This is a genomic window from Kaistella chaponensis, from assembly GCF_900156725.1.
GTDB lineage: Bacteria > Bacteroidota > Bacteroidia > Flavobacteriales > Weeksellaceae > Kaistella > Kaistella chaponensis.
On sequence record NZ_FTOI01000001.1, the window covers coordinates 101,485 to 126,148 of the forward strand.

General features: G+C 36.7%; 19 protein-coding genes and 1 pseudogene. 9 read left to right on the forward strand and 11 right to left on the reverse strand.

Annotated features, from left to right (window positions below; translation table 11 throughout):
- Nucleotides 1–78 precede the first annotated feature (78 nt).
- The 4 genes from BW932_RS00475 (at nt 79) to BW932_RS00490 (ending at nt 9,638) form a co-directional block, all read left to right on the forward strand.
- Complete coding sequence (locus tag BW932_RS00475; protein WP_076384275.1) at nt 79–645, forward strand: hypothetical protein; 567 nt, start codon at nt 79–81, stop codon at nt 643–645.
- Nucleotides 646–1,049: 404 nt separating this feature from the next.
- The gene (gene rpoB, locus BW932_RS00480; RefSeq protein ID WP_076384277.1) at nt 1,050–4,877 is read left to right on the forward strand and encodes a DNA-directed RNA polymerase subunit beta; all 3,828 of its coding nucleotides are present in this window, start codon (nt 1,050–1,052) and stop codon (nt 4,875–4,877) included.
- Nucleotides 4,878–4,958: 81 nt separating this feature from the next.
- Entirely contained in the window at nt 4,959–9,227 is a 4,269-nt protein-coding gene (gene rpoC / locus BW932_RS00485; RefSeq protein WP_076384279.1) for a DNA-directed RNA polymerase subunit beta', read from the forward strand.
- Nucleotides 9,228–9,326: 99 nt separating this feature from the next.
- Nucleotides 9,327–9,638 carry a DUF3467 domain-containing protein gene (locus BW932_RS00490; protein WP_076384281.1) on the forward strand — a complete coding sequence of 104 codons (312 nt, stop codon included), beginning with the start codon at nt 9,327–9,329 and terminating at the stop codon, nt 9,636–9,638.
- 815 nt (nt 9,639–10,453) lie between these two features.
- Here BW932_RS00490 and BW932_RS00500 read toward each other — a convergent pair.
- The 3 genes from BW932_RS00500 to BW932_RS00510 all read right to left on the reverse strand — a co-directional run bounded on the left by BW932_RS00500 (nt 10,454) and on the right by BW932_RS00510 (nt 14,471).
- A complete protein-coding gene (locus tag BW932_RS00500; protein ID WP_076384285.1) occupies nt 10,454–11,140 on the reverse strand; it encodes a hypothetical protein in 687 nt (228 codons plus the stop codon).
- 495 nt (nt 11,141–11,635) lie between these two features.
- Nucleotides 11,636–12,223, reverse strand: coding sequence for a hypothetical protein (locus tag BW932_RS00505; RefSeq protein WP_076384287.1), 588 nt, complete (start codon nt 12,221–12,223; stop codon nt 11,636–11,638).
- Between the two features lie 121 nt (nt 12,224–12,344).
- Nucleotides 12,345–14,471: a helix-turn-helix domain-containing protein gene (locus BW932_RS00510; protein WP_076384289.1), complete on the reverse strand. Its 2,127-nt coding sequence runs from the start codon at nt 14,469–14,471 to the stop codon at nt 12,345–12,347.
- Between the two features lie 123 nt (nt 14,472–14,594).
- Here BW932_RS00510 and BW932_RS00515 point away from each other — a divergent pair, with 123 nt between their 5' ends.
- Nucleotides 14,595–15,053 carry a hypothetical protein gene (locus BW932_RS00515; protein WP_143745475.1) on the forward strand — a complete coding sequence of 153 codons (459 nt, stop codon included), beginning with the start codon at nt 14,595–14,597 and terminating at the stop codon, nt 15,051–15,053.
- A gap of 18 nt (nt 15,054–15,071) precedes the next feature.
- On the opposite strand, the gene BW932_RS00520 is transcribed toward BW932_RS00515, so the two are convergent.
- A complete protein-coding gene (locus BW932_RS00520) occupies nt 15,072–15,617 on the reverse strand; it encodes a GNAT family N-acetyltransferase (RefSeq protein WP_076384293.1) in 546 nt (181 codons plus the stop codon).
- Nucleotides 15,618–15,630: 13 nt separating this feature from the next.
- On the reverse strand, nt 15,631–16,143 hold the full coding sequence (locus BW932_RS00525) for a gamma carbonic anhydrase family protein (protein ID WP_076384295.1): 513 nt from the start codon (nt 16,141–16,143) through the stop codon (nt 15,631–15,633).
- Nucleotides 16,144–16,358: 215 nt separating this feature from the next.
- Between BW932_RS00525 and BW932_RS00530 the strand changes: the two genes are divergently transcribed.
- The 3 genes and pseudogenes from BW932_RS00530 (at nt 16,359) to hemH (ending at nt 18,839) form a co-directional block, all read left to right on the forward strand.
- Entirely contained in the window at nt 16,359–17,237 is an 879-nt protein-coding gene (locus BW932_RS00530) for a NifU family protein (RefSeq protein ID WP_076384297.1), read from the forward strand.
- 88 nt (nt 17,238–17,325) lie between these two features.
- A pseudogene (locus tag BW932_RS00535) lies at nt 17,326–17,733 on the forward strand (GxxExxY protein).
- A gap of 77 nt (nt 17,734–17,810) precedes the next feature.
- Nucleotides 17,811–18,839 carry a ferrochelatase gene (gene hemH, locus BW932_RS00540; RefSeq protein ID WP_076384299.1) on the forward strand — a complete coding sequence of 343 codons (1,029 nt, stop codon included), beginning with the start codon at nt 17,811–17,813 and terminating at the stop codon, nt 18,837–18,839.
- A gap of 95 nt (nt 18,840–18,934) precedes the next feature.
- Here hemH and BW932_RS00545 read toward each other — a convergent pair whose 3' ends face one another.
- Nucleotides 18,935–20,146 carry a type IX secretion system plug protein gene (locus tag BW932_RS00545; RefSeq protein WP_076384301.1) on the reverse strand — a complete coding sequence of 404 codons (1,212 nt, stop codon included), beginning with the start codon at nt 20,144–20,146 and terminating at the stop codon, nt 18,935–18,937.
- 136 nt (nt 20,147–20,282) lie between these two features.
- On the opposite strand from BW932_RS00545, the gene BW932_RS00550 reads away from it, so the two are divergent.
- Nucleotides 20,283–20,921 carry an MBL fold metallo-hydrolase gene (locus tag BW932_RS00550; RefSeq protein ID WP_076384303.1) on the forward strand — a complete coding sequence of 213 codons (639 nt, stop codon included), beginning with the start codon at nt 20,283–20,285 and terminating at the stop codon, nt 20,919–20,921.
- 57 nt (nt 20,922–20,978) lie between these two features.
- On the opposite strand, the gene BW932_RS00555 is transcribed toward BW932_RS00550, so the two are convergent.
- The 5 genes from BW932_RS00555 to BW932_RS00575 form a co-directional block, all read right to left on the reverse strand.
- The gene (locus BW932_RS00555; protein WP_076384305.1) at nt 20,979–21,536 is read right to left on the reverse strand and encodes a thioredoxin family protein; all 558 of its coding nucleotides are present in this window, start codon (nt 21,534–21,536) and stop codon (nt 20,979–20,981) included.
- A 225-nt stretch (nt 21,537–21,761) separates the two neighbouring features.
- On the reverse strand, nt 21,762–22,664 hold the full coding sequence (gene miaA / locus BW932_RS00560) for a tRNA (adenosine(37)-N6)-dimethylallyltransferase MiaA (RefSeq protein WP_076384307.1): 903 nt from the start codon (nt 22,662–22,664) through the stop codon (nt 21,762–21,764).
- A gap of 376 nt (nt 22,665–23,040) precedes the next feature.
- The gene (locus BW932_RS00565; RefSeq protein WP_076384309.1) at nt 23,041–23,379 is read right to left on the reverse strand and encodes a YkvA family protein; all 339 of its coding nucleotides are present in this window, start codon (nt 23,377–23,379) and stop codon (nt 23,041–23,043) included.
- A 70-nt stretch (nt 23,380–23,449) separates the two neighbouring features.
- A complete protein-coding gene (locus tag BW932_RS00570) occupies nt 23,450–24,001 on the reverse strand; it encodes a TlpA family protein disulfide reductase (RefSeq protein ID WP_076384311.1) in 552 nt (183 codons plus the stop codon).
- Nucleotides 24,002–24,613: a thioredoxin family protein gene (locus BW932_RS00575; RefSeq protein WP_076384313.1), complete on the reverse strand. Its 612-nt coding sequence runs from the start codon at nt 24,611–24,613 to the stop codon at nt 24,002–24,004. It abuts the gene before it with no gap.
- Nucleotides 24,614–24,664: the final 51 nt, after the last annotated feature.

Sequence of the window (24,664 nt, forward strand, 5' to 3'; positions counted from 1 at the left end):
AAACAAAAAGCCGGTCGGTTGATCAAAAAATATTTTTCTTAACCAATCCGGATTTTTATAATTTAAATTTAAAATAAAATGAAAAAAATAATATTCACCCTATTTATAGCAAGTTTTTCTTTCGCAAATGCGCAGGTCATCCTAGGTGATGCAGTAGGTACTGCAACAAACAAAACTTCAGTTCTCCTAGATTTTGCGGCAAACCAAAACAAGGGCATTATCGTTCCTTATGTTAGAACCTTACCTACCGGAACTGCGTTGGTTGGTGGTGCCATTATTTTAGATGCCACTACCGCAACAGCCGCAAGAATGAAGTTTTATAATGAAACAGCTTGGGTAGACTTGAGTGGTCAAAATGCTGATGTAACTACAGCTTTGGCAAAGCAACCAACAGGAATAACAGAAGATGCATCTGCTAGAGCAATCATTGGTACGGTACCCGATCCAATACCAGTTTCATTTCCTGAAGGGGCGCTGGTTTTAAACAGCACCACCAAAGCAATGGTCTTACCAACCGTTGCCGATGTACAAAATATTCCAAGTCCCTCACCGGGCATGATGGTTTATGTGGCAGGTGTTTCGCCTACTTTTTATAAACGTCTGGCTGTATTTAACGGAAGCAAATGGAGCTTCTGGAAACCGTAAGCGACGGGGTTTAAATAAATTTTAACAAAATTTTATAATAGACCATCTCTTCGGAGATGGTTTTTTACTTGTCAAAGCGAATTAATTTACCTAAATTTGCACTCCTTTTGGCGCTAACCATTGTACATAAATCACTAAAATATTGTAAATCAGCTCTTTCAGTTTCTGAAAGCAGCTTTTCTCTATTTACAGATTTCACTATTGTTTAGCGTTGAAAGATCAAAAAGTATTTTGCACTACTCCGTGAAAAGATATACCGGCGTTGCAGTTAGAATAAGCCCATTTTTGATAAGAGCCAAGTCTATTTGTTAGCGCCTATCTTCTTGTTTCTCTTACTCTTAAAAGGTTTTTTCTGATATTTTTTAAACAAAATATTTTTTAACCCTTCATTCTTAAAAATTTTTATGAGTAAATCTAAAGCAGTCGCTAAAACTCAGGGAAACGAAAGAATCAATTTCTCCGCAGCAAAAGGAAAAATTGAAACGCCTGACTTTTTGGACATTCAGATCCAATCTTTCAAAGGTTTTTTCCAGTTGGATACCCTTCCGGAGCAGAGATTAAACGAATCCCTGTACAAAACCTTTGAAGAAAATTTCCCAATTACAGATTCTAGAAACAATTTCGTTTTAGAATTTCTAGATTATCTGGTTGATTCACCACGTTACTCGATCGACGAGTGTGTGGAAAGAGGTCTTACGTATTCCGTGCCTTTAAAAGCGAGACTTAAATTGTATTGTACCGATCCGGAACACGAAGATTTCCAAACCGTGGTGCAAGACGTTTATTTAGGTCCTGTTCCTTACATGACGCCTTCTGGATCATTTATCATTAATGGTGCTGAACGTGTAATCGTAACCCAATTGCACAGATCTCCGGGAGTGTTTTTTGGTCAAACCTATCACGCGAACGGTACGAAATTGTATTATTCCAGAATTATCCCTTTCAAAGGATCTTGGATGGAATTTACAACCGATATCAACAACGTAATGTATGCTTACATCGACCGTAAGAAAAAATTACCGTTAACGACTTTATTAAGAGCAATCGGATATGAATCCGATAAAGATATCCTTCAAATCTTTGATCTTGCGGAAGAAGTGAAAGTTTCGAAAGCAGCCCTGAAAAAAGTAGAAGGTCGTACTTTAGCAGCGAGAGTTTTGAACACATGGTTCGAAGATTTCGTTGACGAAGATACGGGTGAAGTAGTTTCTATCGAAAGAAATGAGATCATCTTAGATAGAGAAACCATTCTTGAAAAAGAACATTTAGATCTTATTCTTGATGCAGGTGTGAAATCAATTTTGATTCACAAAGAAAACAGCCACGAATTCTCTATCATTCAGAACACGTTACAAAAAGATCCAACCAACTCCGAAAAAGAAGCGGTTGAATATATTTACCGTCAGTTGCGTAACGCAGATCCACCCGATGAAGAAACAGCAAGAGGAATTATCGAAAAATTATTCTTCTCGGAGCAACGCTATTCATTAGGAGAAGTTGGTCGTTACCGATTGAACAAAAAATTAGGATTAAATATTCCTGCGAAAACAGAAGTTTTAACCAAAGAAGACATCATCTCAATCGTAAGACATTTGATCGAATTGGTCAATGCCAAAGCGGAAGTAGATGATATTGATCACTTGTCAAATAGACGTATTAAAACTGTTGGTGAGCAATTATCAGGTCAGTTTGGGGTAGGTCTTTCTAGAATTGCAAGAACGATTAGAGAGCGAATGAACGTTAGAGATAACGAAATCTTTACTCCGATTGATTTGGTAAACGCAAAAACTTTAACTTCAGTAATTAATTCATTCTTCGGTACGAATCAATTATCTCAGTTCATGGATCAAACCAATCCATTATCAGAAATCACGCACAAGCGTAGACTTTCTGCACTAGGACCTGGTGGACTTTCAAGAGAAAGAGCAGGTTTTGAGGTACGTGACGTTCACCATACACACTACGGAAGAATCTGTCCGATTGAAACTCCAGAGGGACCAAACATTGGTTTGATTTCTTCTCTAGGAATTTATGCGAAAATCAACAGTTTAGGATTTATCGAAACCCCTTACAGAAAAGTAAACAACGGTAAAGTAGATCTTAAAACTCAGGCTGTTTTCCTTAATGCTGAAGATGAAGAAGATAAAGTAATTGCACAGGCCAACGTTGAAATGCTTGATGATGGTACCATTTCTACCGACAGAGTAATTGCCCGTCTTGACGGTGATTATCCAGTAGTAGAACCACAACAAGTAGATTTAATTGATGTTGCACCAAATCAGATTTCTGGTATTTCTGCTTCATTAATTCCATTCTTGGAGCATGATGATGCGAATAGAGCATTGATGGGATCGAATATGATGCGTCAAGCTGTTCCATTATTGAAACCAGAAGCTCCGATTGTAGGAACAGGTCTTGAAAAACAAGTAGCTACTGACTCGAGAATTTTGATCAATGCTGAAGGAAACGGTACTGTAGAATATGTAGATGCTGTTAAAATTACCATTAAATATGAAAGATCAGAAGACAATGATTTAGTATCATTTGATTCTGCAACAAAATCATACAAACTGACCAAATTCCGTAAGACCAACCAAGGAACAACCATTACTTTGAGACCAAACGTAAGAGTTGGAGATAAAGTAGTAAAAGGACAAGTTCTTTGCGACGGTTATGCAACTGAAAACGGAGAATTGGCATTAGGACGTAACTTAGTTGTTGCCTTCATGCCTTGGAAAGGATACAACTTCGAGGATGCGATCGTTATCAACGAAAAAGTAGTTCGCGAAGATTGGTTTACTTCTATCCACGTTGATGAATATTCTCTGGAAGTTCGAGATACCAAATTGGGTATGGAAGAATTAACCGCAGATATTCCAAACGTTTCAGAAGAAGCTACCAAAGATTTAGATGAAAACGGAATGATCAGAATTGGAGCCGACGTAAAACCTGGCGACATTATGATTGGTAAGATTACTCCAAAAGGAGAATCAGATCCAACTCCGGAAGAAAAATTATTGAGAGCGATTTTTGGTGATAAAGCAGGAGACGTAAAAGATGCTTCATTGAAAGCAGATTCATCGTTGAGAGGTGTTGTCATCAACAAAAAGTTGTTCTCTAGAAACATCAAAGACAAGAAGAAAAGATCTGAAGAGAAATTGAAACTTGAAGAAATCGAAAATAACTACAAAGCAAAATTCGACGAATTAAGAAATCTACTTCTTGAAAAATTAGGAACACTTGTTAACGGTAAAACGTCTCAAGGAGTAAATAATGATCTTGATGAAGAAATCATCGGAAAAGGGGTGAAATTTACTACAAAATTACTTCAATCTGTTGAAGATTATGTAAACGTAAGTGGAGCAGACTGGACCGTAGATGCAGATCGTAACGAGTTGATTAAGCAATTGATCCATAATTTCAAAATTAAGTCTAATGACTTAAACGGTGTTAAAAACCGCGAGAAATTTGCAATCTCTATCGGTGATGAACTTCCTGCAGGAATCATCAAACTTGCGAAAGTATATGTTGCGAAAAAACGTAAACTGAACGTTGGTGATAAAATGGCAGGTCGTCACGGTAACAAAGGGATCGTATCCAGAATCGTACGTGAAGAAGACATGCCGTTCCTAGAAGACGGAACTCCAGTTGATATCGTATTGAATCCATTGGGTGTACCTTCTCGTATGAACATCGGGCAGATTTATGAAACCGTACTCGGATGGGCTGGTAAAAAATTAGGTTTAAAATTCGCAACACCGATTTTCGATGGTGCTAATATTGAACAAATTACAGAATATACCAATCAAGCTGGTCTTCCAGAATTTGGTTCAACTTATCTATTTGATGGTGGTACCGGAGAAAGATTCTCGCAACCTGCAACCGTAGGAATCATTTACATGTTGAAATTAGGACACATGGTTGATGATAAAATGCACGCTCGTTCAATCGGACCTTATTCCTTAATTACGCAGCAACCTTTGGGTGGTAAAGCGCAGTTTGGTGGACAAAGATTCGGTGAGATGGAGGTTTGGGCACTCGAAGCTTTCGGTGCATCAAACATTCTAAGAGAAATCTTAACCGTGAAATCCGATGACGTGATTGGTAGAGCTAAAACGTATGAAGCAATTGCAAAAGGTGAAGCAATGCCTGAACCAGGTATTCCAGAATCCTTCAATGTATTGCTGCATGAGTTACAAGGTCTTGGTCTTGATGTAAGACTGGAAGAATAATTTTAAATTTTAAATTATAAATTTTGAATGCCTGCGTTCAGAAAAATTAAAATCTAAAATCTATAATCTAAAATCTAACAAATGTCAAATAAAAATAAAACAAGTAATTTTACTAAAATTACGATCGGTCTTGCTTCTCCGGAAAATATCCTACAGGATTCCCGTGGTGAAGTTCTAAAGCCCGAAACAATTAATTACCGTACGCACAAGCCGGAAAGAGATGGTCTTTTCTGCGAAAAAATCTTCGGTCCTGTGAAGGATTACGAATGTGCTTGTGGAAAATACAAAAGAATCCGATACAAAGGAATCGTTTGTGACCGTTGTGGAGTAGAAGTTACCGAGAAAAAAGTGCGTAGAGAAAGAATCGGACACATTGGTTTGGTTGTTCCTGTTGCTCACATTTGGTACTTCCGTTCTTTACCTAACAAAATTGGTTACATGTTAGGATTGCCTTCCAAGAAACTCGACATGATCATCTATTATGAAAGATATGTCGTGATTCAGCAAGGAATGGCGAAAAGAGCCGACGGTGCCGATTTCGATGATAAAGAATTTTTAACAGAAGAAGAATATCTGGATATCCTAGATACGCTTCCTGCCGAAAATCAATATCTTGATGATTCTGATCCAAACAAATTCATCGCCAAAATGGGTGCTGAAGCGGTGGAGCAATTATTAAGCAGAATCGATCTAGATTCATTATCATTCGATTTGCGTCACAAAGCTCACAACGAATCTTCAAAACAAAGAAGAACTGAAGCATTAAAAAGACTCAACGTAGTAGAAGCAATCAGAGGTGCTAATACAAGAATGGTGAACCGTCCGGAATGGATGATTATGCGGGTTCTTCCTGTAATTCCACCAGAATTGAGACCATTGGTTCCATTGGATGGAGGTCGTTTTGCAACTTCAGATTTAAATGATCTTTACCGTCGTGTAATCATCAGAAACAACCGTTTGAAAAGACTTTTGGAAATTAAAGCTCCTGAAGTAATCTTGAGAAACGAAAAAAGAATGTTGCAGGAATCTGTAGATTCATTATTCGATAATACCAGAAAATCTTCTGCCGTAAAATCTGAATCAAACAGACCATTGAAATCACTTTCAGATTCATTGAAAGGTAAACAAGGTCGTTTCCGTCAGAATTTACTTGGAAAACGTGTGGATTATTCAGCACGTTCCGTAATTGTTGTAGGACCAAACTTGAAATTGCACGAATGTGGAATTCCAAAAGATATGGCGGCAGAACTCTACAAACCGTTTATCATTAGAAAACTAATCGAAAGAGGGATTGTAAAAACTGTAAAATCTGCAAAAAGAATCATCGACAGAAAAGAACCTGTTGTTTATGATATCTTAGAAGGGATTATGAAAGGTCACCCTGTACTTTTGAACAGAGCACCTACTTTGCACAGACTAGGAATCCAGGCATTCCAGCCAAAAATGATCGAAGGAAAAGCAATTCAACTTCACCCATTGGTAACTACTGCATTTAATGCGGATTTCGATGGGGATCAAATGGCGGTGCATTTACCTTTAGGACCAGAAGCAATTTTAGAAGCACAGCTTCTCATGTTGGGTTCTCAGAATATCTTGAACCCTGCAAATGGTTCGCCGATTACTGTACCTTCTCAGGATATGGTTTTGGGTCTTTATTTTATGACCAAACAATTAGATTCTACAGAAGAGAAAAAAGTATTAGGGGAAGGCTTAACTTTCTATTCTCCAGAAGAAGTAGAAATTGCTTATGCTGAAGGACAAGTTTCTTTGAATGCTAAAGTAAGATGTAGATTGCCTATCAAAGGTGAAGATGGTCAAATCGAAACGAAACTTTCTGAAACTACAGTAGGTAGAATTTTATTCAACCAAATTGTACCGAAAGAATCTGGTTACATTAATGAGCTTTTAACCAAAAAATCATTAAGAAATGTAATTGGACGCGTTTTAGCTGATACCGATTTCCCAACAACTGTACGCTTCTTGGATGATATGAAAGATCTTGGATATGCAAACGCATTCAAAGGTGGACTTTCATTTAGTTTAGGAGATATCGCAATTCCTGCTGAGAAAAAAGGAATGATTGCAGCGGCAGTAGAAAATGTAGACGAAATTAAGGCCAACTATAACATGGGTCTTATTACAGATACTGAAAGATATAACCAGGTAATCGACGTTTGGACCAATACCAACGCCGGATTAACCGAGATGATTATGAGCAGAATGAAAACCGATCAAGGTGGGTTCAATTCCGTTTATATGATGCTTGATTCCGGAGCAAGGGGTTCCAAAGAGCAGATTCGTCAGCTTTCAGGAATGCGTGGATTGATGGCAAAACCTCAAAAAGCGGGTTCTACAGGAGCAGAGATTATTGAAAATCCAATTGTGGCGAACTTTAAAGAAGGTTTATCAATTTTGGAATACTTTATCTCTACTCACGGTGCACGTAAAGGTCTTGCGGATACCGCTCTAAAAACTGCCGATGCTGGTTACTTGACCCGTAGATTGGTAGATGTTGCACAAGACGTGATCATTACTGAAAACGATTGTGGAACTTTAAGAGGTACAGAAATTACGCCATTGAAGAAAAATGACGAGATCGTTGAAAAAATCTCTGAGCGTATTTTAGGTAGAGTTTCTCTTCACAATATTTATGATCCTGAAACGGATGAGATTATTGTTGAAGCAGACCAGTTGATCAACGAAAGTTTGGCTAAATTAGTTGAAGCTGCCGGAATCGATATGGTTGAAGCTCGTTCACCACTTGTTTGTGAAGCGAAAAAAGGAATCTGTGCGAAATGTTACGGTCGTAACTTGGCAACAGGGAAACCAATTCACATGGGTGAAGCAGTAGGAGTTATTGCAGCACAATCCATCGGTGAACCAGGAACTCAGTTAACATTGAGAACTTTCCACCAAGGGGGAACTGCAGGAAATATTACCGAAAATCCATCCATTGTTGCAAGACGCGACGGTATCGTGGAAATGGATGAGGTAAGAACTGTAACCTCTGAAAATGATGAAGGTAAAAAAGCAGAAATCTTAGTTTCACGTTCCACAGAATTCCGTTTGGTTGCAGACAACGCAGCCAGAACACCTTTGATGGTAGCCAACGTTCCTTATGGTTCCGAACTATTAGTGAAATCAGGTGATAAAGTGAAAAAAGGAGATACCATTGCAAGATGGGATCCATATAACGCCGTAATTATTGCAGAATCTGCCGGTAAAGTAGAGTACGAAGATATTATCCAAGGTATTTCATTCCAATTGGAAATCGATGAGCAGACTGGTTTCGAGGAGAAAGTAATTTCTGAATCCCGTAACAAGAAAGCCGTACCAACTTTAAAAGTAGTAGATGCAAAAGGCGTAGAGCAAAAAGCCTATAACCTTCCAGTCGGAGCCCACCTTATGGTCAACGATGGCGAGAAAATTAAGGCCGGTAAAGTAATGATCAAAATCCCTCGTAAATCTGCAAAATCAGGAGATATTACAGGAGGTTTACCACGTGTTACCGAATTGTTCGAAGCGAGAAATCCTTCAAACCCAGCAGTAGTTACAGAAATCGACGGGGTAGTTTCTTACGGTAAAATCAAACGTGGTAACCGCGAGTTGATCGTAGAAGCAAAAACCGGAGAAATCTCTAAATATTTGGTGAAACTTTCCAACCAGATCTTGGTACAGGAAAATGACTTCGTGAGAGCAGGAACTGCACTTTCCGATGGATCAATCACACCAGATGATATCTTGAAAATTAAAGGACCAACTGCCGTTCAGGAATATATCGTTAATGAAATTCAAGAGGTTTACAGACTTCAAGGGGTGAAAATTGATGATAAACACTTTGAAATTATTGTTCGTCAGATGATGACCAAAGTTTCTATTGTGGATGGTGGAGATACCCATTTCTTAGAAGGAGCTTTAGAGCACAAATACGATTTCTTATTAGAAAACAACCGTGTATTCGGTCTGAAAGTAGTAACAGAAGCCGGCGATTCGAAAGAATTCAAACCTGGTCAAATGATTACTACCAAAGAACTAAGAGACGAGAATTCTAAACTGAAACGTGAAGATTTAGCTTTAGTAGAAGTTCGTGAAGCCTTATCTGCAACCGCAACACCGGTATTGCAAGGGATCACAAGAGCCGCGCTACAAACCAAATCTTTCATGTCTGCAGCATCCTTCCAGGAAACAACCAAAGTTTTGAACGAAGCAGCGGTTTCCGGGAAAGTAGATTACTTAACAGGTCTGAAAGAAAACGTAATTGTAGGACACAGAATTCCTGCAGGAACAGGTTTGAAAGACTACCAAAACGTAATCGTAGGTTCGAAAAAAGAATTCGAAGACATTAACTAAATAGTTGACGGTTGATTGTTGATGGTTGTTGGTTTTATAGCCGACAACCATCAACCGACAACCGACAACCAAAAACTATAATTTAAAATATAAAAAAAAATGGACAACAACCAAAACCAAAACAACGATCCAAACAACATCAACATTAACTTGAACGAAATGATTGCTGCAGGAGTGTACTGTAACTTAGCATTAGTAAATCATTCTCCATCAGAATTCGTGGTAGATTTCATCCAAATGATGCCAGGAGTTCAGCAAGCAAACGTAAGATCAAGAGTAATCTTAGCTCCGCTTCACGCAAAAAGAGTCCTTACTGCATTGCAACAAAACATTGCGAACTACGAACAACAATTTGGCGAAATCAAAGAAGTTGAGCCTTTCGTATTAGGAGGAAACAACGTACAAGCATAAGATTTTTCTACTTTGTCAAAGTCCCAGACTTTCACAAAGTTTTCAAAATAGAAATCCCGATTCATTCATTTGAATCGGGATTTTTTTTCTTTGTCGAAGTTCCAAACCTTGACAAGATTTTGAATCTAAATTTGGGTTAATAATTTCACCGCTTCGCGGTTTTGTTGGTGGTGTTTTCGGTTGTTATAATCATTTCAGTCCTTCGGACTTTTATGGATGAGCGTTTGTTTTAATGCAACTTTGGCAAAGTTCAAAACTTTGCCAAAGTTTTATTTCAGCCCCTTCAACTTTAGTTTCACCACGAGGTGGTGACATGATTGTAAAAAATGAACCCCTGAATTTTAAAAACCCTGAAAGGGTGATATTTTTTTTCTGTAATTTCAGTCCTTCGGACTTTTATTGATGAGCGTTTGTTTTAATGCAACTTTGTCAAAGTTCAAAACTTTGGCAAAGTTTTATTTCTGCCCCTTCAACTTTGGTTTCACCACGAAGTGGTGACATGATTATAAAAACAATGAATCGCTGAATTTTGAAAACCCTGAAAGGGTGATATTTTTCCCCTGTAATCTTAACCTTATTATATAGAAAAATCCTGCGGTGAAAACCTGCACCCAAAAGTGTAGAAAAAACTAAACATTATTTTCAAAGCAAAGAGTTCGGTACTGAACCGAACTCTTTCTTTTGAGGTTATAAGTCTTAATCTATCGTTGTTACAATCATTTCAGTCCTTCGGATTTTTGTAGAGATGCGTTTGTTTTAGAACAACTTTGTCAAAGTTCTAAACTTTGACAAAGTTTAATCAGTGTTCCTCTGCTTTAAACCACCGGAACTTCCGGCGGCATTCCGCTTGGCGTGTCGTAGATCACGTAATCATTGTACTTCGCCTCATTGGTTTCATAGAAAATATCCTGCCCAATTCCTGCATATTTCGAGAGCAAGGCGTACAAATTATTTAAGGCTTCAACTCTGCTTTCGGTGGCAATATCCCGGTCTGAAATTCCTTCTGCCAAAGCATCGATGGTTTCATCGAAGTGGGTTCCTTGCTCAATAAGTGCCGTAATATTCTCCTGCGAAAGACCTTCGGAACTAAGATCTGCTAAGGTTTTGTTGGCAGCTTTTACCATTACTTTGTAGGTTCTTGCTAGTTCTGCATCGGGTTGTTGGGAAATATCTCCGGGACCAAAAGCGCGGTATTGCGCAGATTGCAACCCAAATTTATTGGCTGCCATATTAAAAATGGTGCGCATGGATTTCTCCAGAATTCTTCTTGCTGCATTTTTGTTTTCGGTGAGGATCATTTTTTCCCCCTCCAGAGTTTCATCGGAAGAAAATGAGTTTACGACTTCTATTGCCGCCATATATGCAGTTTTTGCTGCACTATTATAACCTCTTTCTGAAAATTCTTGCGCATCGCGATCCATCAGGAGCAAAAATTCGTCTGCTTTTTGTTTCAATACCCCATCGGTAAGATTGAAATTTCGGGTGGCCATTTCTTTTTTCATGATATTGTATTTTTAAATGATACACGAATTTATATATAAAATGCATTAAAAAAACGATTTTGATGAAAAAAATAGCAGTACAACCCTAAAAAAGGGTTAAAACACCCTAAAAATTTATGAAATAGAGATAGTAATTTATTAAACTTCAAAAAAAAGGGTTGAAAACTCATTCTAAGTGAAAGGAAATGCATTCTAAGTGAAAGGAAACTCATTCTAAGTGAAATGAAATGCATTCTAAGTGGAATGAAATGCATTCTAAGTGGAATGAAATGTATTCTAAGTGAAAGGTAGAGCGTTCTAAATAAAAGGAAGCGTATTCTAAGTAAAAGGAAGTGCATTCTAAGTAAAAAGAAGAGGAAAGAAGCATTTCACAGTGGCTACGGAGTGCTTCAGAGGGATGAGCGTTTTGCAGCTACCCGAAGGGCGAGACTTTTCAACGGGCTTTCATTGTTGGCTTTGCAAGCCCAACGAAAGCTTTGTTATTGTGCGACGTTTTTATTTGCGCTCTAATATTTTTCCAAGTTTTTCATAATCTTGACCTTGACCAAAATTTTTAGTGTCAGATTTTGAACCAATTATGTGACTTTGATTACACTCAAAACAGATTTTAGCAAAACCTGTTATTTTATTATTTTTTTTAAAAACCAATAAATCTCTAAAAACTGGAATGCAAGCAAATACAATTCCGTCTTGTTCACTTTTTTCCACAAATATTTGATTCAAATCAGTGAATTTTTTAGGTTTAATTGAAGATTTTTTAAATCCTAAACTTGATAAATCTTTAATGAAGTTAATTTCATTAATTGTTTTTGGAAATTCATCATTTAATATGATATTATATTTTTCTTCTTCTATTTTTGAATTTTGCTTATCAAGCAATTTAGTTGCATCATTTTCACTAATATAAATTGAATAATAATCAACTGCATCATAGTGAAAGAATTTTTCCCCATATTCAATTTTTAGATTTTTGTTTGAATTATTAGGTGTTAAAATTTCATCATTTTTTGCTCCAGCTTGTTTCTGTTTACAGCTAAAAAGGAAAATGAAAACTAATAATAAATTCAGGATTTTACTTTTCATAGACGGGTTTTCATTAATGTCAGCTAACGGTTTGGGTATTTCTGCAGGCGGGCTAAAAATACGAAAATATTCTACTTGCTAAAAACCTATTTACTTCCAACTTCCAACTTCCGTCTTCCATCTATTTTCTATCCTCTTTCTTATAACTAAAATGATTCAGCAACAACCGAATCTCATTAAATTCAAACTCATTCGGCAAGGCTTTTTTCCAGTCGTTTAAGGTTTCGTGGGAAGTTTTCTTGAATTCTTTTTCAAAGGTTTTGATTTTTTCTTTATCGAAAATTCTTTTAAGATCGAGCAAACCTTGTTCGGCAAATTTGGCGAGATGTCCGTAGATGGTTTCCGTAACCAAACCACGTTCTTTTGCAATTTCGGGAATGGTTTTACCGTCTTCGAAGAGTTGAAAAGTTAAAATATGCGACGGAATTTTAGCGATTTTTGCCGTCACCGGAACATCGAGCGCCTTGTCGAAAAGCGGAGTTTCTAAAAGGTGCACGGTTTTTAAATCATTAAGATAATCTTCCAAATCATCCAGAAAAACCCGGAAATCTTCGTTGTATTGTTTCAAACCTTTTACCGATTTGCTTTCTGCATAAAAATCTTTTAAAGGCGAAAAAACTTTCGAATTAATGTTGCTGAAAAAGAAATTTACGGCTCCTTTCGCTTTCGTTTCAATGTCGCTCCATTCTTCTTTTCCTTCGATGAATTTATGCGTTTTCTGGTGAATAATTTTCTCGAATTTTTCAAAGATTTGTCCAAAATTTGAAACATCGGGTTTTAAAATTCCATACACAAATTTGGCTTTATCCTGATCCAAAAACTTGCTGTGTTTCGCACTGTTGTACCACATTTCTAAGGAAGCGGCAATCCATTTACAATCCAATCGGCTCGCAATTTTTTTGATGCTGTAATCATATTTCTCGGTTTGAAGAATTTCTTCTACGCGATCATTGGCGTGCGTTTCATCCTGGAATTTCGACACTCTTTTATCAGAAAAAATAACTTCGGGCATAATTTTCGATTTCAGAACAATACCTTCTAAAGTTCGACAGCGCGAAAGTGCCACATAAACTTGCCCGGAAGCGAAAGATTTTCCGGCATCGATGATCAACCGATCGAAAGTTAAACCTTGAGATTTATGAATCGTAACCGCCCAAGCTAAGCGAATTGGGTATTGTTTGAAACTGCCCAAAACTTCTTCCTGAATGCTTTTGTCTTCTGCCAAAGAATAGCGTTTTTGATCCCAGGTTTCTTTTTTCAGTTTGAAAATTTCGTCTTCACCATCGATGACCACGTGTATTTCCTGCTCATCGATTTCTACCACTTCTGCTAATTTCCCATTGAAATACCGGTGTTCGCCACTTGCATCATTACGGATAAACATAATTTGGGTGCCGGTTTTCAATTCTAAAATCTCTTCGTTCGGATATTGATTTTCATTAAAATTGCCAGTAATTTCTGCTTTGTAGAAATACGATTTTCCTTTCAGTTCTGCCAGTTTTTTCAAGTTGATTTCGTCCGCCATTCGGTTGTGCGAAGTCAGATAAACATACGGTTCATCGGTGGGTTCAAAATCGGGAATGTATCTTTCGTTCAATGTTTCAAAATCGATATCTGAAACGGCGCCGTCTCTTATTTCATTTAAAATTTCTAAGAATTTTTCGTCTTTTTGCCGATAAACGGTGGTTAATTCGAGGGTGATCAAAGGCAGTTCCTTCAAAGCATAACTGTCGAAAAAGAAGGGTGAATTGTAGTATTGTTTCAAAATATATTCGTCGCGAACAACGGGCGGTAACTGATAAAGATCGCCGATAAACAACATCTGAACACCGCCAAATTTCTGCTGGTTTCGGCGAACCGACCGCAAAGAAAAATCCATCATATCCAAAACATCGGCACGCAGCATAGAAACTTCATCGATGATGATCAGTTCGAGTTCTCGAAGCAGTTTCAGTTTGTCTTTTCGGTATTTGAAATGGTGCATCAAATCGGCAATGTTATTCGCCGTATTGCTGTCAACTCTGTCTGTAGTGGGAAGAAAAGTTCTTAAAGGAAGCCCAAACATGGAATGAATGGTGACGCCACCTGCATTAATTGCAGCAATTCCGGTGGGTGCGACGACGATGTATTTTTTTTGTGTTTTGCTCACAAAATCGTTCAGAAAGGTGGTCTTTCCTGTGCCTGCTTTTCCGGTGAGAAAAATACTGCGGTTGGTATGTTCGGTTAAGTTGAAGAGAGATTCATTCATCGGTCAAATTTAAGAAAAATTGGTTTGAGTTTTTGCAGGGATTTCGCGCAACCTTACGGTTTTGTATGGTGAAATGTGAGGGAAAGGTCTTATTTTTGCGAGGTATTTTTAAAAATGGTAAAAATGAAAAATATTCTGATCTTCACGCTTGCAGCTTTTTCTTTGTTTGCGTGCAATGCTAAAAAAAAGGTTGAAAACAGGGATGATCTTCCAAAAGATATTGCCTTAAAGCCTGAAAATAACCTTTCTCAACAGCAGGATAAAGACGAGTTGACGGTCGCCATCAAGAAAATAGATTCATTGGCTCAGTCGGAAACTTGCAGCAATGTTGCAGATTTTGCATTCACCGCGATTGGCGCAAAACCTTGTGGCGGACCAAGTTCTTATATTGCGTATCCTAAAAAAGTGGAAGCAGAAATTCTGCCTCAAATTCAGAAATTTACAATGATGCAATCTGCCTTTAATAAAAAATACAATTTAATGTCTGATTGTGCGCTGGTTCCGGAACCTACAGGAATTGCATGTGAAAACGGAAAGGCGGTTTTGGTGAATAAAAATTCTGGTGTTTCGCAGGTTCAGTAATTTTAAATAGTTCACCAGTTACAATTTGAAATCCTGTTTGAGGACGGAATATCTGTTCACATCTAAAAATTCTCCGTGTTGCAGGTATTCTTGTTTTTGTAAGCCTTCGAATTTCATCCCAGCTTTGAGCATGACCTTGCCTGAATTAGGATTAAAGAGAAAATGGGTTGCGTAAATTTTGTTGAGGTTCAGTTCTTTGAAACCAAATTCGAGAACTGCTTTTAAAGCTTCTGTGAGATAACCTTTCCGCCAGAAGTTTTTCCCAAGCCAATAACCGAGTTCAGCTTTCTGATGTTCTTTGTTGAGATGAAGCCCAATTGTACCAATCAATTTTCCCACTTCTTTTTCCCGAATTGCAAACCGGATCGTTTCGCCTGATTCGATTCCCTGCGCGCAGTTTTGGAGCCATTTTTCAGCATTTTCTTTGGGGAAAGGGTAGGGAATATTAAAAAGATTTTTAGAATATTCGTCAGTTGAATTAATTTGCGCCAGAAAATCGACCAGATCCTTTTCTGTGGGCAGGTTCAGGAGGAGTTGCGAAGTTTTGATTTCGAAGGTCTGCATTTTTTTTGTGGTCTTATTTATACCAACTTGAATATTTCACATAATTATTCGCAATTCTGTTCACTTCGCCTTCCAAGAGTTCTGTAGAAATATCTTTAATTTTTCGCGCGGGAATTCCGCCCCAAACTTCTCCGGATTTAATGTGGGTTCCTTGCGTTACCACAGAACCAGCTCCAACGATGGAATTGCTTTCTACCAGACAATCATCCATCACAATAGAGCCCATTCCGATCAAAACATTATCGTGAATCGTGCAGCCATGAACAATTGCATTATGACCGATAGAAACATTATTGCCAATAACAAGCGGGAATTTTTCGAAAGTGCAGTGCAACATTGCATTGTCCTGTACATTTACTTTGTTGCCCATTTTAATAAAATTGACATCGCCACGAATGACTGCGTTGTACCAAATGCTGCATTCTGTTCCCATCGATACATCGCCGATAATTGCTGCGGTTTCTGCTAAAAAAGTATCTGCGCCGATTTGTGGTGTTTTTCCTAAAAGTTCTTTTATTAATGCCATAATTTTTTGTAAAATGTACACAGTAAAATGTACACAGTAATTTATTTTTAGTTAATGTTTTCTATTTCCAAATTTATAGAATCAAAAAAGGTGATTTAAAAAATACGTTCTAGATGCTCCATTGTACATACTACGAACATAGAAAAAATCTAACGTCTAACTTCTATCATCTAAGTTCTAATCCCTATTTTTGTACTCAAATTTAAGGAAATAAAATGAGAACAATTATTATAGAGCCTACAGAAAATTCAAAAGTCATGAAGTTTGTCGCCGATTACAACTTGATGCCGGGTTCTTTGGAACTCGATCGAACTTCAGATATCTCAGAACTTCCTTTGGCAAAGAAACTTTTCGTTTTTCCTTTTGTGGAAAGAATTTTTATTACGGCTAATTTTATTGCGGTTGCAAAACAAGAAGGAGTAGAGTGGGAAAATGTTGTAGAACCATTGAAAGAAATTATTGAAGCCGAATTAGAAGCGAATCCAAGAGTTTATCTTCAAAAGGAAAAAGAAGTGCAGCAAATTTTTGCAGAAATGACTCCAAATCCAATGGTGATGAAGTTTGTTTCGACCAAAGTATTGCTCGATGGTTTTGTAGAAGTTAAAAGCAAAGACGATGCAGCGGAAGTTCCTTTGGCAAAAGCGATTTTTAATGAATTTGATTTTACCAAGGAAGTTTTCATCTCGGATAATTTCGTGGCAGTGACCAAAAATGTGTCTGTAGAATGGCATGAAGTGATGGTTGCGGTGAGAACTTTTATCACAGAATATCTTCAAAATGGGGGTGAAATATCGAATGCAACGCCGCAAAAACATGAAAGTCCGGTGGAGAATTTAATGAACAGAGAATATACGGAAACGGAACAGAAAATTTCTGATATTTTAAAAGAATATGTTGCTCCAGCTGTTGAAAGTGATGGTGGAAAAATTTCATTAATGGAATATGTTCCAGAAACAAAAACCGCAAAAATGTTATTGCAAGGAGCGTGTTCAGGTTGTCCAAGTTCTACTGCAACATTGAAAGGAGGAATTGAAAATCTGTTGAAACAGTTCGTTCCAGAATTGGTGGAAAAAGTAGAAGCCGTGAATGGCTAAAATAATTCAACCACATAAGTCACAAAAGTTTTAATTTTTATTAGTGGATATTATAACGTTTTAAAGTTAAAATAAGTTCAATAAAATGATGATTACCCAATCTTATCTTACGGATTTAACTTATAAAATAAATGGAGCATGCATAGAAGTCCATAAAATTTTGGGACCTGGATTGTTAGAAAAAGTTTATCATGAAGCTTTGAAAGAAGAATTTGCTTAAAGAGGAATCAATTTTAAATCAGAACTTCAAACAGAAATTTTCTATAAAAGCAAGAAATTAAATTGCGACTATAAATGTGATTTTTTAATTGAGGACAGTATCGTGTTAGAGATAAAATCGGTAAAAAGCTTTGATGACATACATCGAGCAAAACTCTTAAACTACATGGCTATTCTAAAAGTTCTGAAAGGAATTTTAATTAATTTTAATGTAAAAAATATATACCATGAAGGACAAGAAACTCTTGTAAATCAATATTATAGTAAGTTGATGTAATTATTTGAACTTTAACCAGTATTGAGTTCAACTTAAAACAAGAAACTTTTGTGACTTTTGTGGTTTAAAAATAAACAATGGCAAAAAAAGGAATATTATTAGTGAATCTTGGTTCACCGCGATCAACGAAAGTTGCAGATGTTAAGGAATATCTGGATGAGTTTTTAATGGATGAAAAAGTAATCGATTTTCGGTGGTTTTTCCGGGCTTTATTGGTTCGTGGAATCATTTTGAATACGCGTCCGAAAAAATCGGCGGCAGCTTACCAAACGGTTTGGACCGATGAAGGTTCGCCTTTGATTTTCATTACAGAACGAATCAAGAAAAAGTTGCAGAAAATCGTTGATGTTCCCGTAGAAATTGGAATGCGATACGCAGAACCAAGCATCGAAACCGGAATGCGAAAATTAACTGAACAAGGCGTTACCGAAATTGTTTTGTTTCCACTTTATCCGCAATACGCGATGAGTACAACAGAAACGGTGGTTGAAAAAGCGGAAGAAGTTCGTAAAAAACATTTTCCAGAGGTTAAAGTGAATTATATTCAGCCTTTTTACAACCGCGAAATTTATATTGATTGTTTGGCAGAAAGTATTCGGGAGAAATTGCCGGAGAATTTCGATGCGCTGCAGTTTTCTTATCACGGTGTTCCAGAAAGACATATTTACAAAACCGATCCTACCAAAACCTGTAATTTAAATGATTGTTGCTCACGTGAAAGCAATCCGAGTCATCAGTTTTGTTATCGCCATCAATGTTTTAAAGTCACTGAAGAAGTCATCAAAAAACTCAATTTACCGAAAGAGAAAGTGATGGTGACTTTTCAATCCAGATTAGGAAACGATAAATGGATGGAACCTTATACCGATGAGACTTTGGAAAGTTTAGGCAAAAAAGGCATCAAAAATCTAGCAATTGTTTGTCCGGCTTTTGTGTCGGATTGCTTGGAAACTTTGGAGGAAATCTCTGTGGAAGGTAAAGAACAATTTGAACATGGAGGAGGCGAAAACTTCCATTATATTCCGTGTTTAAATGATGAAGACCGTTGGATTGAAGTGGTGAAAACCTTGTGTGAAGAAAAGTTAGAAGAGTTTTATTTGGTTTAGAAATCAATCAAGTTTTGTTACAATCAACGTTCATACAAAAGCAAAAGAGACTGTAAATTTACACTCTCTTTTTAAGCTTACTTTTAGTTGTGTTGTTAATTTCGTGATGTTCGATATTCTCCATAACCAATCAATCCATCGTAATTTCTACCGAAAGGACGGTAGTAAAGAAAAGCTTGGTACAAGTTTTCAGTTTGCCAGAAACTCCCGTTGATTGCCCCGAAATTTAAGGTTTCGTCTGTGTTTTTGGTCGCAAGAATGTAATTGTAAAATCCTTGTTTTAAATAAATTTTTGCGATGAATCTTTTGGTTTTGTCATCATAAATCATTTGATTTTCTTTGCTTGGAATAAAATCATTAAAACCGCCTAAAACATGAATTTCTTCCTCGCTTTTTTCTGACTCTAAAGAGAAATAAACCCAAGAATAATCAGCTTCTTTATCTGCAATTCGTTCAATTCCCAAATCATTTCTGCGGAAATAAAATGCGCCATTTACATCAGGTTGATATTGATAATTTAACGGATAAGCCCAAACCGGATACAGATAAGTGTAATTTACTCCTTCTGAGGTTTCTGCTTGTGCAACCATATCAAAAGGTTGATTCATATTTTTGTTATCGAAATAGTAAAACTCATTATTTCCGGGGAAAGCCAAATTCATCTGTTGGAAAATCAATTTATTTCCGAGTGTTGCGCTTGGTTTCTGGTTAAAAACACCCATATTCCAATTGTTATTTTGAACCACATTTAAGGTCGTTGAATTGGCATTTTGAATAAGTAAAGAATTGCTACCAATTGCCTGAACTTCAACTCTTTGATTAATGTTTGGGTTTTTTGCATCGGAAGTTCGGGTAATATTCAGCCCTAAGTTTGAACCTTCTTCAACCACACAAAATCTTTTTGTAAAAAGGGGTTTGCTGGGAGAATCCAAATAAACTACGATTTCAAAGTTTCCTGAAATTTTGGGTTGAATTTTATTGTTAGGAAAAGTAAGCGTATAATTCGTGTAGGCTTGCAAAGTATTGAAGGAATATTGGTATTGATCAATCAAAGCATTCAAACTTCCATTCGCAAATTCCGTGAAAAATAAGCCATCATCTTGCCAATTTCTGTCGAAATGTTTCAAGGTGTATCGGTAAAGTGTATTTGAATTCGAAAGGTCATCAAATTTTAGAATAAGCTGGTCATTAAAACGGATTACCGCAGTTTCATCATTGGTTTGTGGATTAAAAAGCTGTATGCTTCGAATATCTTGCCCGAAGAAAATGGCGCTAAAAAAGAGCAGTAAAAATTGTAAATTTTTCATTGAGACGAAGATAATGAATTTTGGTGAGGCGTAAGATTATGAACTATGAATGTAACTTCAAATTATTAGTGATATTGTTTTTGCGCGAAACTTTTTTAATTAAAAATTAGAATTTAACTTTGCTGAAAACAAGAAAATGCATCATATTAAATCTTTCGCTTTCAATCCTTTTTCAGAAAATACCTATATCGTTTTTAACGAAAATAAAAATGCATTCATCATCGATCCCGGCGATTTCTCCGAGGTCGAGAACAATATTTTAAATCAGTTTATTATTGATAATGAATTGAAAGTTCAGAATATTCTGTTGACTCACGCACATATCGATCATGTTTTAGGATTGCAAAAAGCCTTCGACAAATACAAAGTTCCAATTTTGATGCACGAAATGGAAAAAGAAATTCTCGATAGAAATCCTATGGATGCAAATCGATTTGGTTTTTTCTTTAAACCTTTTGAAGGTGAAATTTCTTATCTAAATGAAAACGAAATTATTAGTGTAGACGAAGATGATTTTAAAATTCTTCACGTTCCGGGACATTCTCCAGGACATATTGCATTTTATAGTGAAGCACAGAAATTCATCATTTCCGGCGATGTATTATTTGAAGGAAGCATTGGAAGAACTGATCTTTACAAAGGTGATGCTCAAGAACTCCTTAAAAGCATCCGAGAAAAACTTTTTGTTTTAGAGGATGAAACCAAAGTGTACAACGGTCATGGAAATCCTACAACGGTGGGTTTTGAAAAGAGTTACAATCCTTTTTTTAAGTAAAAGAAAAGACAGAAGTTTCGCTTCTGTCTTTTTACTTTAAAATCGATGATCCGGAAATTATTTCCATTTGATATTACAACCCATACTCGGAAGTTGCATTTCTTCTTGAGGTTCACCTGCTAGCAAATTTTCGAAGGCGATGATTAAATCTTCGCCGGTAATTTCTTTGGTATTTCCTGGTCGCGAATCATCCATTTGTCCGCGATAAATTAAATCTAATTTTTCATCGAAAAGGAAAAAGTCGGGAGTGCAAGCTGCGTTATAAGCTTTTGCGATTGCCTGACTTTCGTCGTACAAATAAGGGAAATCAAATTTTCTTTCTACTTGAAATTCTGCCATTTTACTTGGAGCATCGGCTGGATATTTATCTGCATCATTTGCATTAATGGCAATAAATTCAATTCCACTATCTTGATAATCTTCATATAATTCTGCCAATTTATCGATAACATGAAGTACAAATGGACAATGATTGCACATGAAAATGACCAAAGTGGCTTTTTCGCCTTTCAGATCTTCCAGGGATTGCATTTCATTGCTTTGAGAAGGATTTGGTAGTTCAAAGAACGGTGCTTTTGTTCCAAGTTCGAGCATATTTGAAGGAGTATTTGCCATGATTTTTTTTTGATGAGTTAAATTGATAAAGTGATAATTTGAAAATGAGATGATGTGATAATATGAAGCTACAAATATAATGATAATCTTCTGGAAAATTTTAAATCATTTCATCAACCGATGAGCAAAATACCTGATTAACAAATCACCGAATCGACAAATCACCGAATCACCGAATCACCGAATCATCACATCACCGAATCTCCGAATCTACAAATCATCACATCACCAAATCACCGTATCGAGAAAAGTTAACGATTCTTCAACTGAGTTTTCAAAATTGACCCAATTGATGTTTTCTTCTTTTCGGTACCACGTTAACTGTCGTTTTGCAAACCTGCGGGAATTTTTTTTAATTTCTTCGAGGGCAAAAGCCAAATCCCATTCTTGATCGAAATATTTGAAGAGTTCGGAGTAGCCAACAGTTTGTAAGGCTACATTTTTTTTAAAGGGAATTAATGATTCCGCTTCTTGTACCAAACCATTTTGTACCATTAAATCTACGCGTTGGTTAATTCGATGATAAATGATTTCTCGTGGAGCCTGAATCCCAATTCTAATGACCTGGAAATCGCGTTTTTTTACTTGGCTTTTTATATTTTCGGTATAGGTTTTCCCTGTTTGCCAGATGATATCGATCGCGCGGAAAAGTCGGCGCGGATTGTCTTTGTCTACCGTTTCAAAATAGTCTGGATCTAAATCATGAAGGATTTTTTGTAAATTTTCAATTCCTTCTTCCGCAAAAATTCTTTCTAATTCTTTCTGGTTTTTTTCGTCAGCTTCTGGCAAATCATTGAGTCCTTCGAGAACTGCTTTTTCATACATCATGCTTCCTCCGACCATGATTACGACCTCATGTTTTTGAAAAAGGTCCTCTATTTTTTGAAGGGCTTCTTTTTCGAACTGACCGATGGAGTAATAATTTTCTACCGAAAGATGTCCAATAAAATGGTGCGGAACTGCGGCTAATTCCTCTTCTGATGGAGTAGCGGTCCCGATTTTCATCTCTGCGAAAAACTGTCGGGAATCACAGGAAATAATTTCGGTTTCGAAATGTTTGGCGATTTCGATGGCGAGTTTGGTTTTACCAATTCCCGTGGTTCCGATGATGGAGATGAGTTTTTTCACGGTGCAAATTTCCTCATTTTTTTTGATATGCGAGGAAATGAACGTGCAAAATTTAATTTTCAGTAATGATGGTTATTGAAAGGAACAAAATGCAACCAAACCGGGAAAAATATTGATTGAAAATGCTGAATTAGGTTTTGATATTGCAAGATTTACCTCATTGGGAAAGACAAACCGCCTGATTTTCTAGCCGTGATGGAAGTGGTATCCTTTTTCTGTTATTGCGATTCCGAATCGTAATTAAAGTTTCTTCTTTTCTTCGCAAGAACAGAAAAAGATAAAACGGACAGCGCGACCTTTTTTTCTAAGAAACCAAAATGAGGTTGCTCCTAAAAAAAACCGCTCAATTTCTTGAACGGTTTTTGGTTTTTTAAATTTATCTTACAATTTCAGCTTCCAGGATTTTTGGGTCAGATTTTAAGGATTCTTCCCAAGCGACAAATTTTTCGGCTTCTGAAATCAACATTGGCATTGCCAATGCGAGAAGTGCCAAATCGTCTAGAACTCCGATCAATGGGATCCAATCTGGAATAATATCCAGCGGTGATATTAGATAAACGATTACCAATGCAGGTAAAATAACGTTTTTGAATTCTGGTTTGTACCCATTTTTCGACATGATGGATTTTACCATGCGGATTATTACGGGAATTTTTCGGATAAATCCTTTGTGTTTGAATGCTTCTTTAGCAAGTGCGATTTTTGAAATTTTCATTTTTGAGTTTGTGTATTTTAAGTCAGGTAATTCGCAAATTCTGTACCAAGATTTCTTAAATGTAGTTAAATTATTTGGTGAAATTATCGATGAAGTCGTGAACAGATTTGCTATTCCAATCTTTAGAGGCATCTTCTTTCAATAGAATCCGACCTGTTTTATCGAGGAGAAAAGAGGTTGGGAAAACTTTTGGAAGAACATTATTTGAGATGGGACTTTGCGCAATGTAAACGGGAACGGTGTATTGATGCTCTTTCAAAAACGCGCGTACTTTGCTTTCTTCATCCTGCATTGCGATGAGTACAAAATCTACTTTACCTTTTTTAGCGTCGTATAATTTCTGCACAGTCGGCCACTCTTCGCGACACGGAGGACACCAAGTTCCCCAAAAATTGAGGAAAATCAGTTTATTTCCTTTGAGGCTTTTCAGATTGGTATCGGGAACATTGATTCCTTGTAACTGAATATCCATATCTGAATCTTGAAGGGTAACTGCGTTTTCAACCGCTGCAATTGGAAAGAAAAGGTCTTTTAATTTCAGTTTAACTTCGGGAAAAATAAAAAGTACCGCAATAAATGCGATGACAATCATGTTGAGAAGGTTTTTTTTCAGAAAATTCATTTAGATTAAATTTATAATTTCTTCGATGGCATCTTTGCCGCGATTTTTTGCGTAATAAACTTGTAAATCATTGTAAAATTCTTCTCTCGGATAAGTATCTTCGTTTTCTTTGAATTTTTTCAGCAAGCCATTTCCGTATTCCGGTCTTGGTCCCCAATTATTTTTAACGTTTAATTCTTCGTCTAAAATAAGGACTTTTGGGATCGATCGGGTTCCGTTGGTCAAAAATTGGTCGATTAATGTGGGGTCAGAATCTCGCAGGAATATTCTTACCTCATTTCCGGCTGCTTCGAAGAATTTAGAAACAGCGGGAACAGTCGCACTTGCATCGCCACACCATGGTTCGCTAATGATTAGAATTTTACCGGTAAAGTTTTTTTCTTTTAATTTTGAAAGTTGATCAGCATCAACTTTATATTTTTTTAAAGTTCGTTCCATTCGGTGCAGTCCGAGTTCATAATATTCCTGAAACTCATCATTGGGATTGGGATTATTGTGAAAACGTTCTTCTGCAATTTTCATGTATTCTTCGAAAGTAATTGCGTTTTGCCAGTAATTATTACTCACTTCTTTTTTATTTAGATTTTGGGGTTCGTGAATCGTTGATTTCATTCTTTAAATTTTATTCAAATTTCGGGAAAAAGCTTTATACAGAAAGTAACA

Coding starts and splice junctions, on each gene's coding strand:
- BW932_RS00475 (WP_076384275.1), top strand. CDS start 79: ATGAAAAAAATAATATTCACCCTATTTATAGCAAGTTTTTCTTTCGCA.
- rpoB (WP_076384277.1), top strand. CDS start 1,050: ATGAGTAAATCTAAAGCAGTCGCTAAAACTCAGGGAAACGAAAGAATC.
- rpoC (WP_076384279.1), top strand. CDS start 4,959: ATGTCAAATAAAAATAAAACAAGTAATTTTACTAAAATTACGATCGGT.
- BW932_RS00490 (WP_076384281.1), top strand. CDS start 9,327: ATGGACAACAACCAAAACCAAAACAACGATCCAAACAACATCAACATT.
- BW932_RS00500 (WP_076384285.1), bottom strand. CDS start 11,140: ATGAAAAAAGAAATGGCCACCCGAAATTTCAATCTTACCGATGGGGTA.
- BW932_RS00505 (WP_076384287.1), bottom strand. CDS start 12,223: ATGAAAAGTAAAATCCTGAATTTATTATTAGTTTTCATTTTCCTTTTT.
- BW932_RS00510 (WP_076384289.1), bottom strand. CDS start 14,471: ATGAATGAATCTCTCTTCAACTTAACCGAACATACCAACCGCAGTATT.
- BW932_RS00515 (WP_143745475.1), top strand. CDS start 14,595: ATGAAAAATATTCTGATCTTCACGCTTGCAGCTTTTTCTTTGTTTGCG.
- BW932_RS00520 (WP_076384293.1), bottom strand. CDS start 15,617: ATGCAGACCTTCGAAATCAAAACTTCGCAACTCCTCCTGAACCTGCCC.
- BW932_RS00525 (WP_076384295.1), bottom strand. CDS start 16,143: ATGGCATTAATAAAAGAACTTTTAGGAAAAACACCACAAATCGGCGCA.
- BW932_RS00530 (WP_076384297.1), top strand. CDS start 16,359: ATGAGAACAATTATTATAGAGCCTACAGAAAATTCAAAAGTCATGAAG.
- hemH (WP_076384299.1), top strand. CDS start 17,811: ATGGCAAAAAAAGGAATATTATTAGTGAATCTTGGTTCACCGCGATCA.
- BW932_RS00545 (WP_076384301.1), bottom strand. CDS start 20,146: ATGAAAAATTTACAATTTTTACTGCTCTTTTTTAGCGCCATTTTCTTC.
- BW932_RS00550 (WP_076384303.1), top strand. CDS start 20,283: ATGCATCATATTAAATCTTTCGCTTTCAATCCTTTTTCAGAAAATACC.
- BW932_RS00555 (WP_076384305.1), bottom strand. CDS start 21,536: ATGGCAAATACTCCTTCAAATATGCTCGAACTTGGAACAAAAGCACCG.
- BW932_RS00565 (WP_076384309.1), bottom strand. CDS start 23,379: ATGAAAATTTCAAAAATCGCACTTGCTAAAGAAGCATTCAAACACAAA.
- BW932_RS00570 (WP_076384311.1), bottom strand. CDS start 24,001: ATGAATTTTCTGAAAAAAAACCTTCTCAACATGATTGTCATCGCATTT.
- BW932_RS00575 (WP_076384313.1), bottom strand. CDS start 24,613: ATGAAATCAACGATTCACGAACCCCAAAATCTAAATAAAAAAGAAGTG.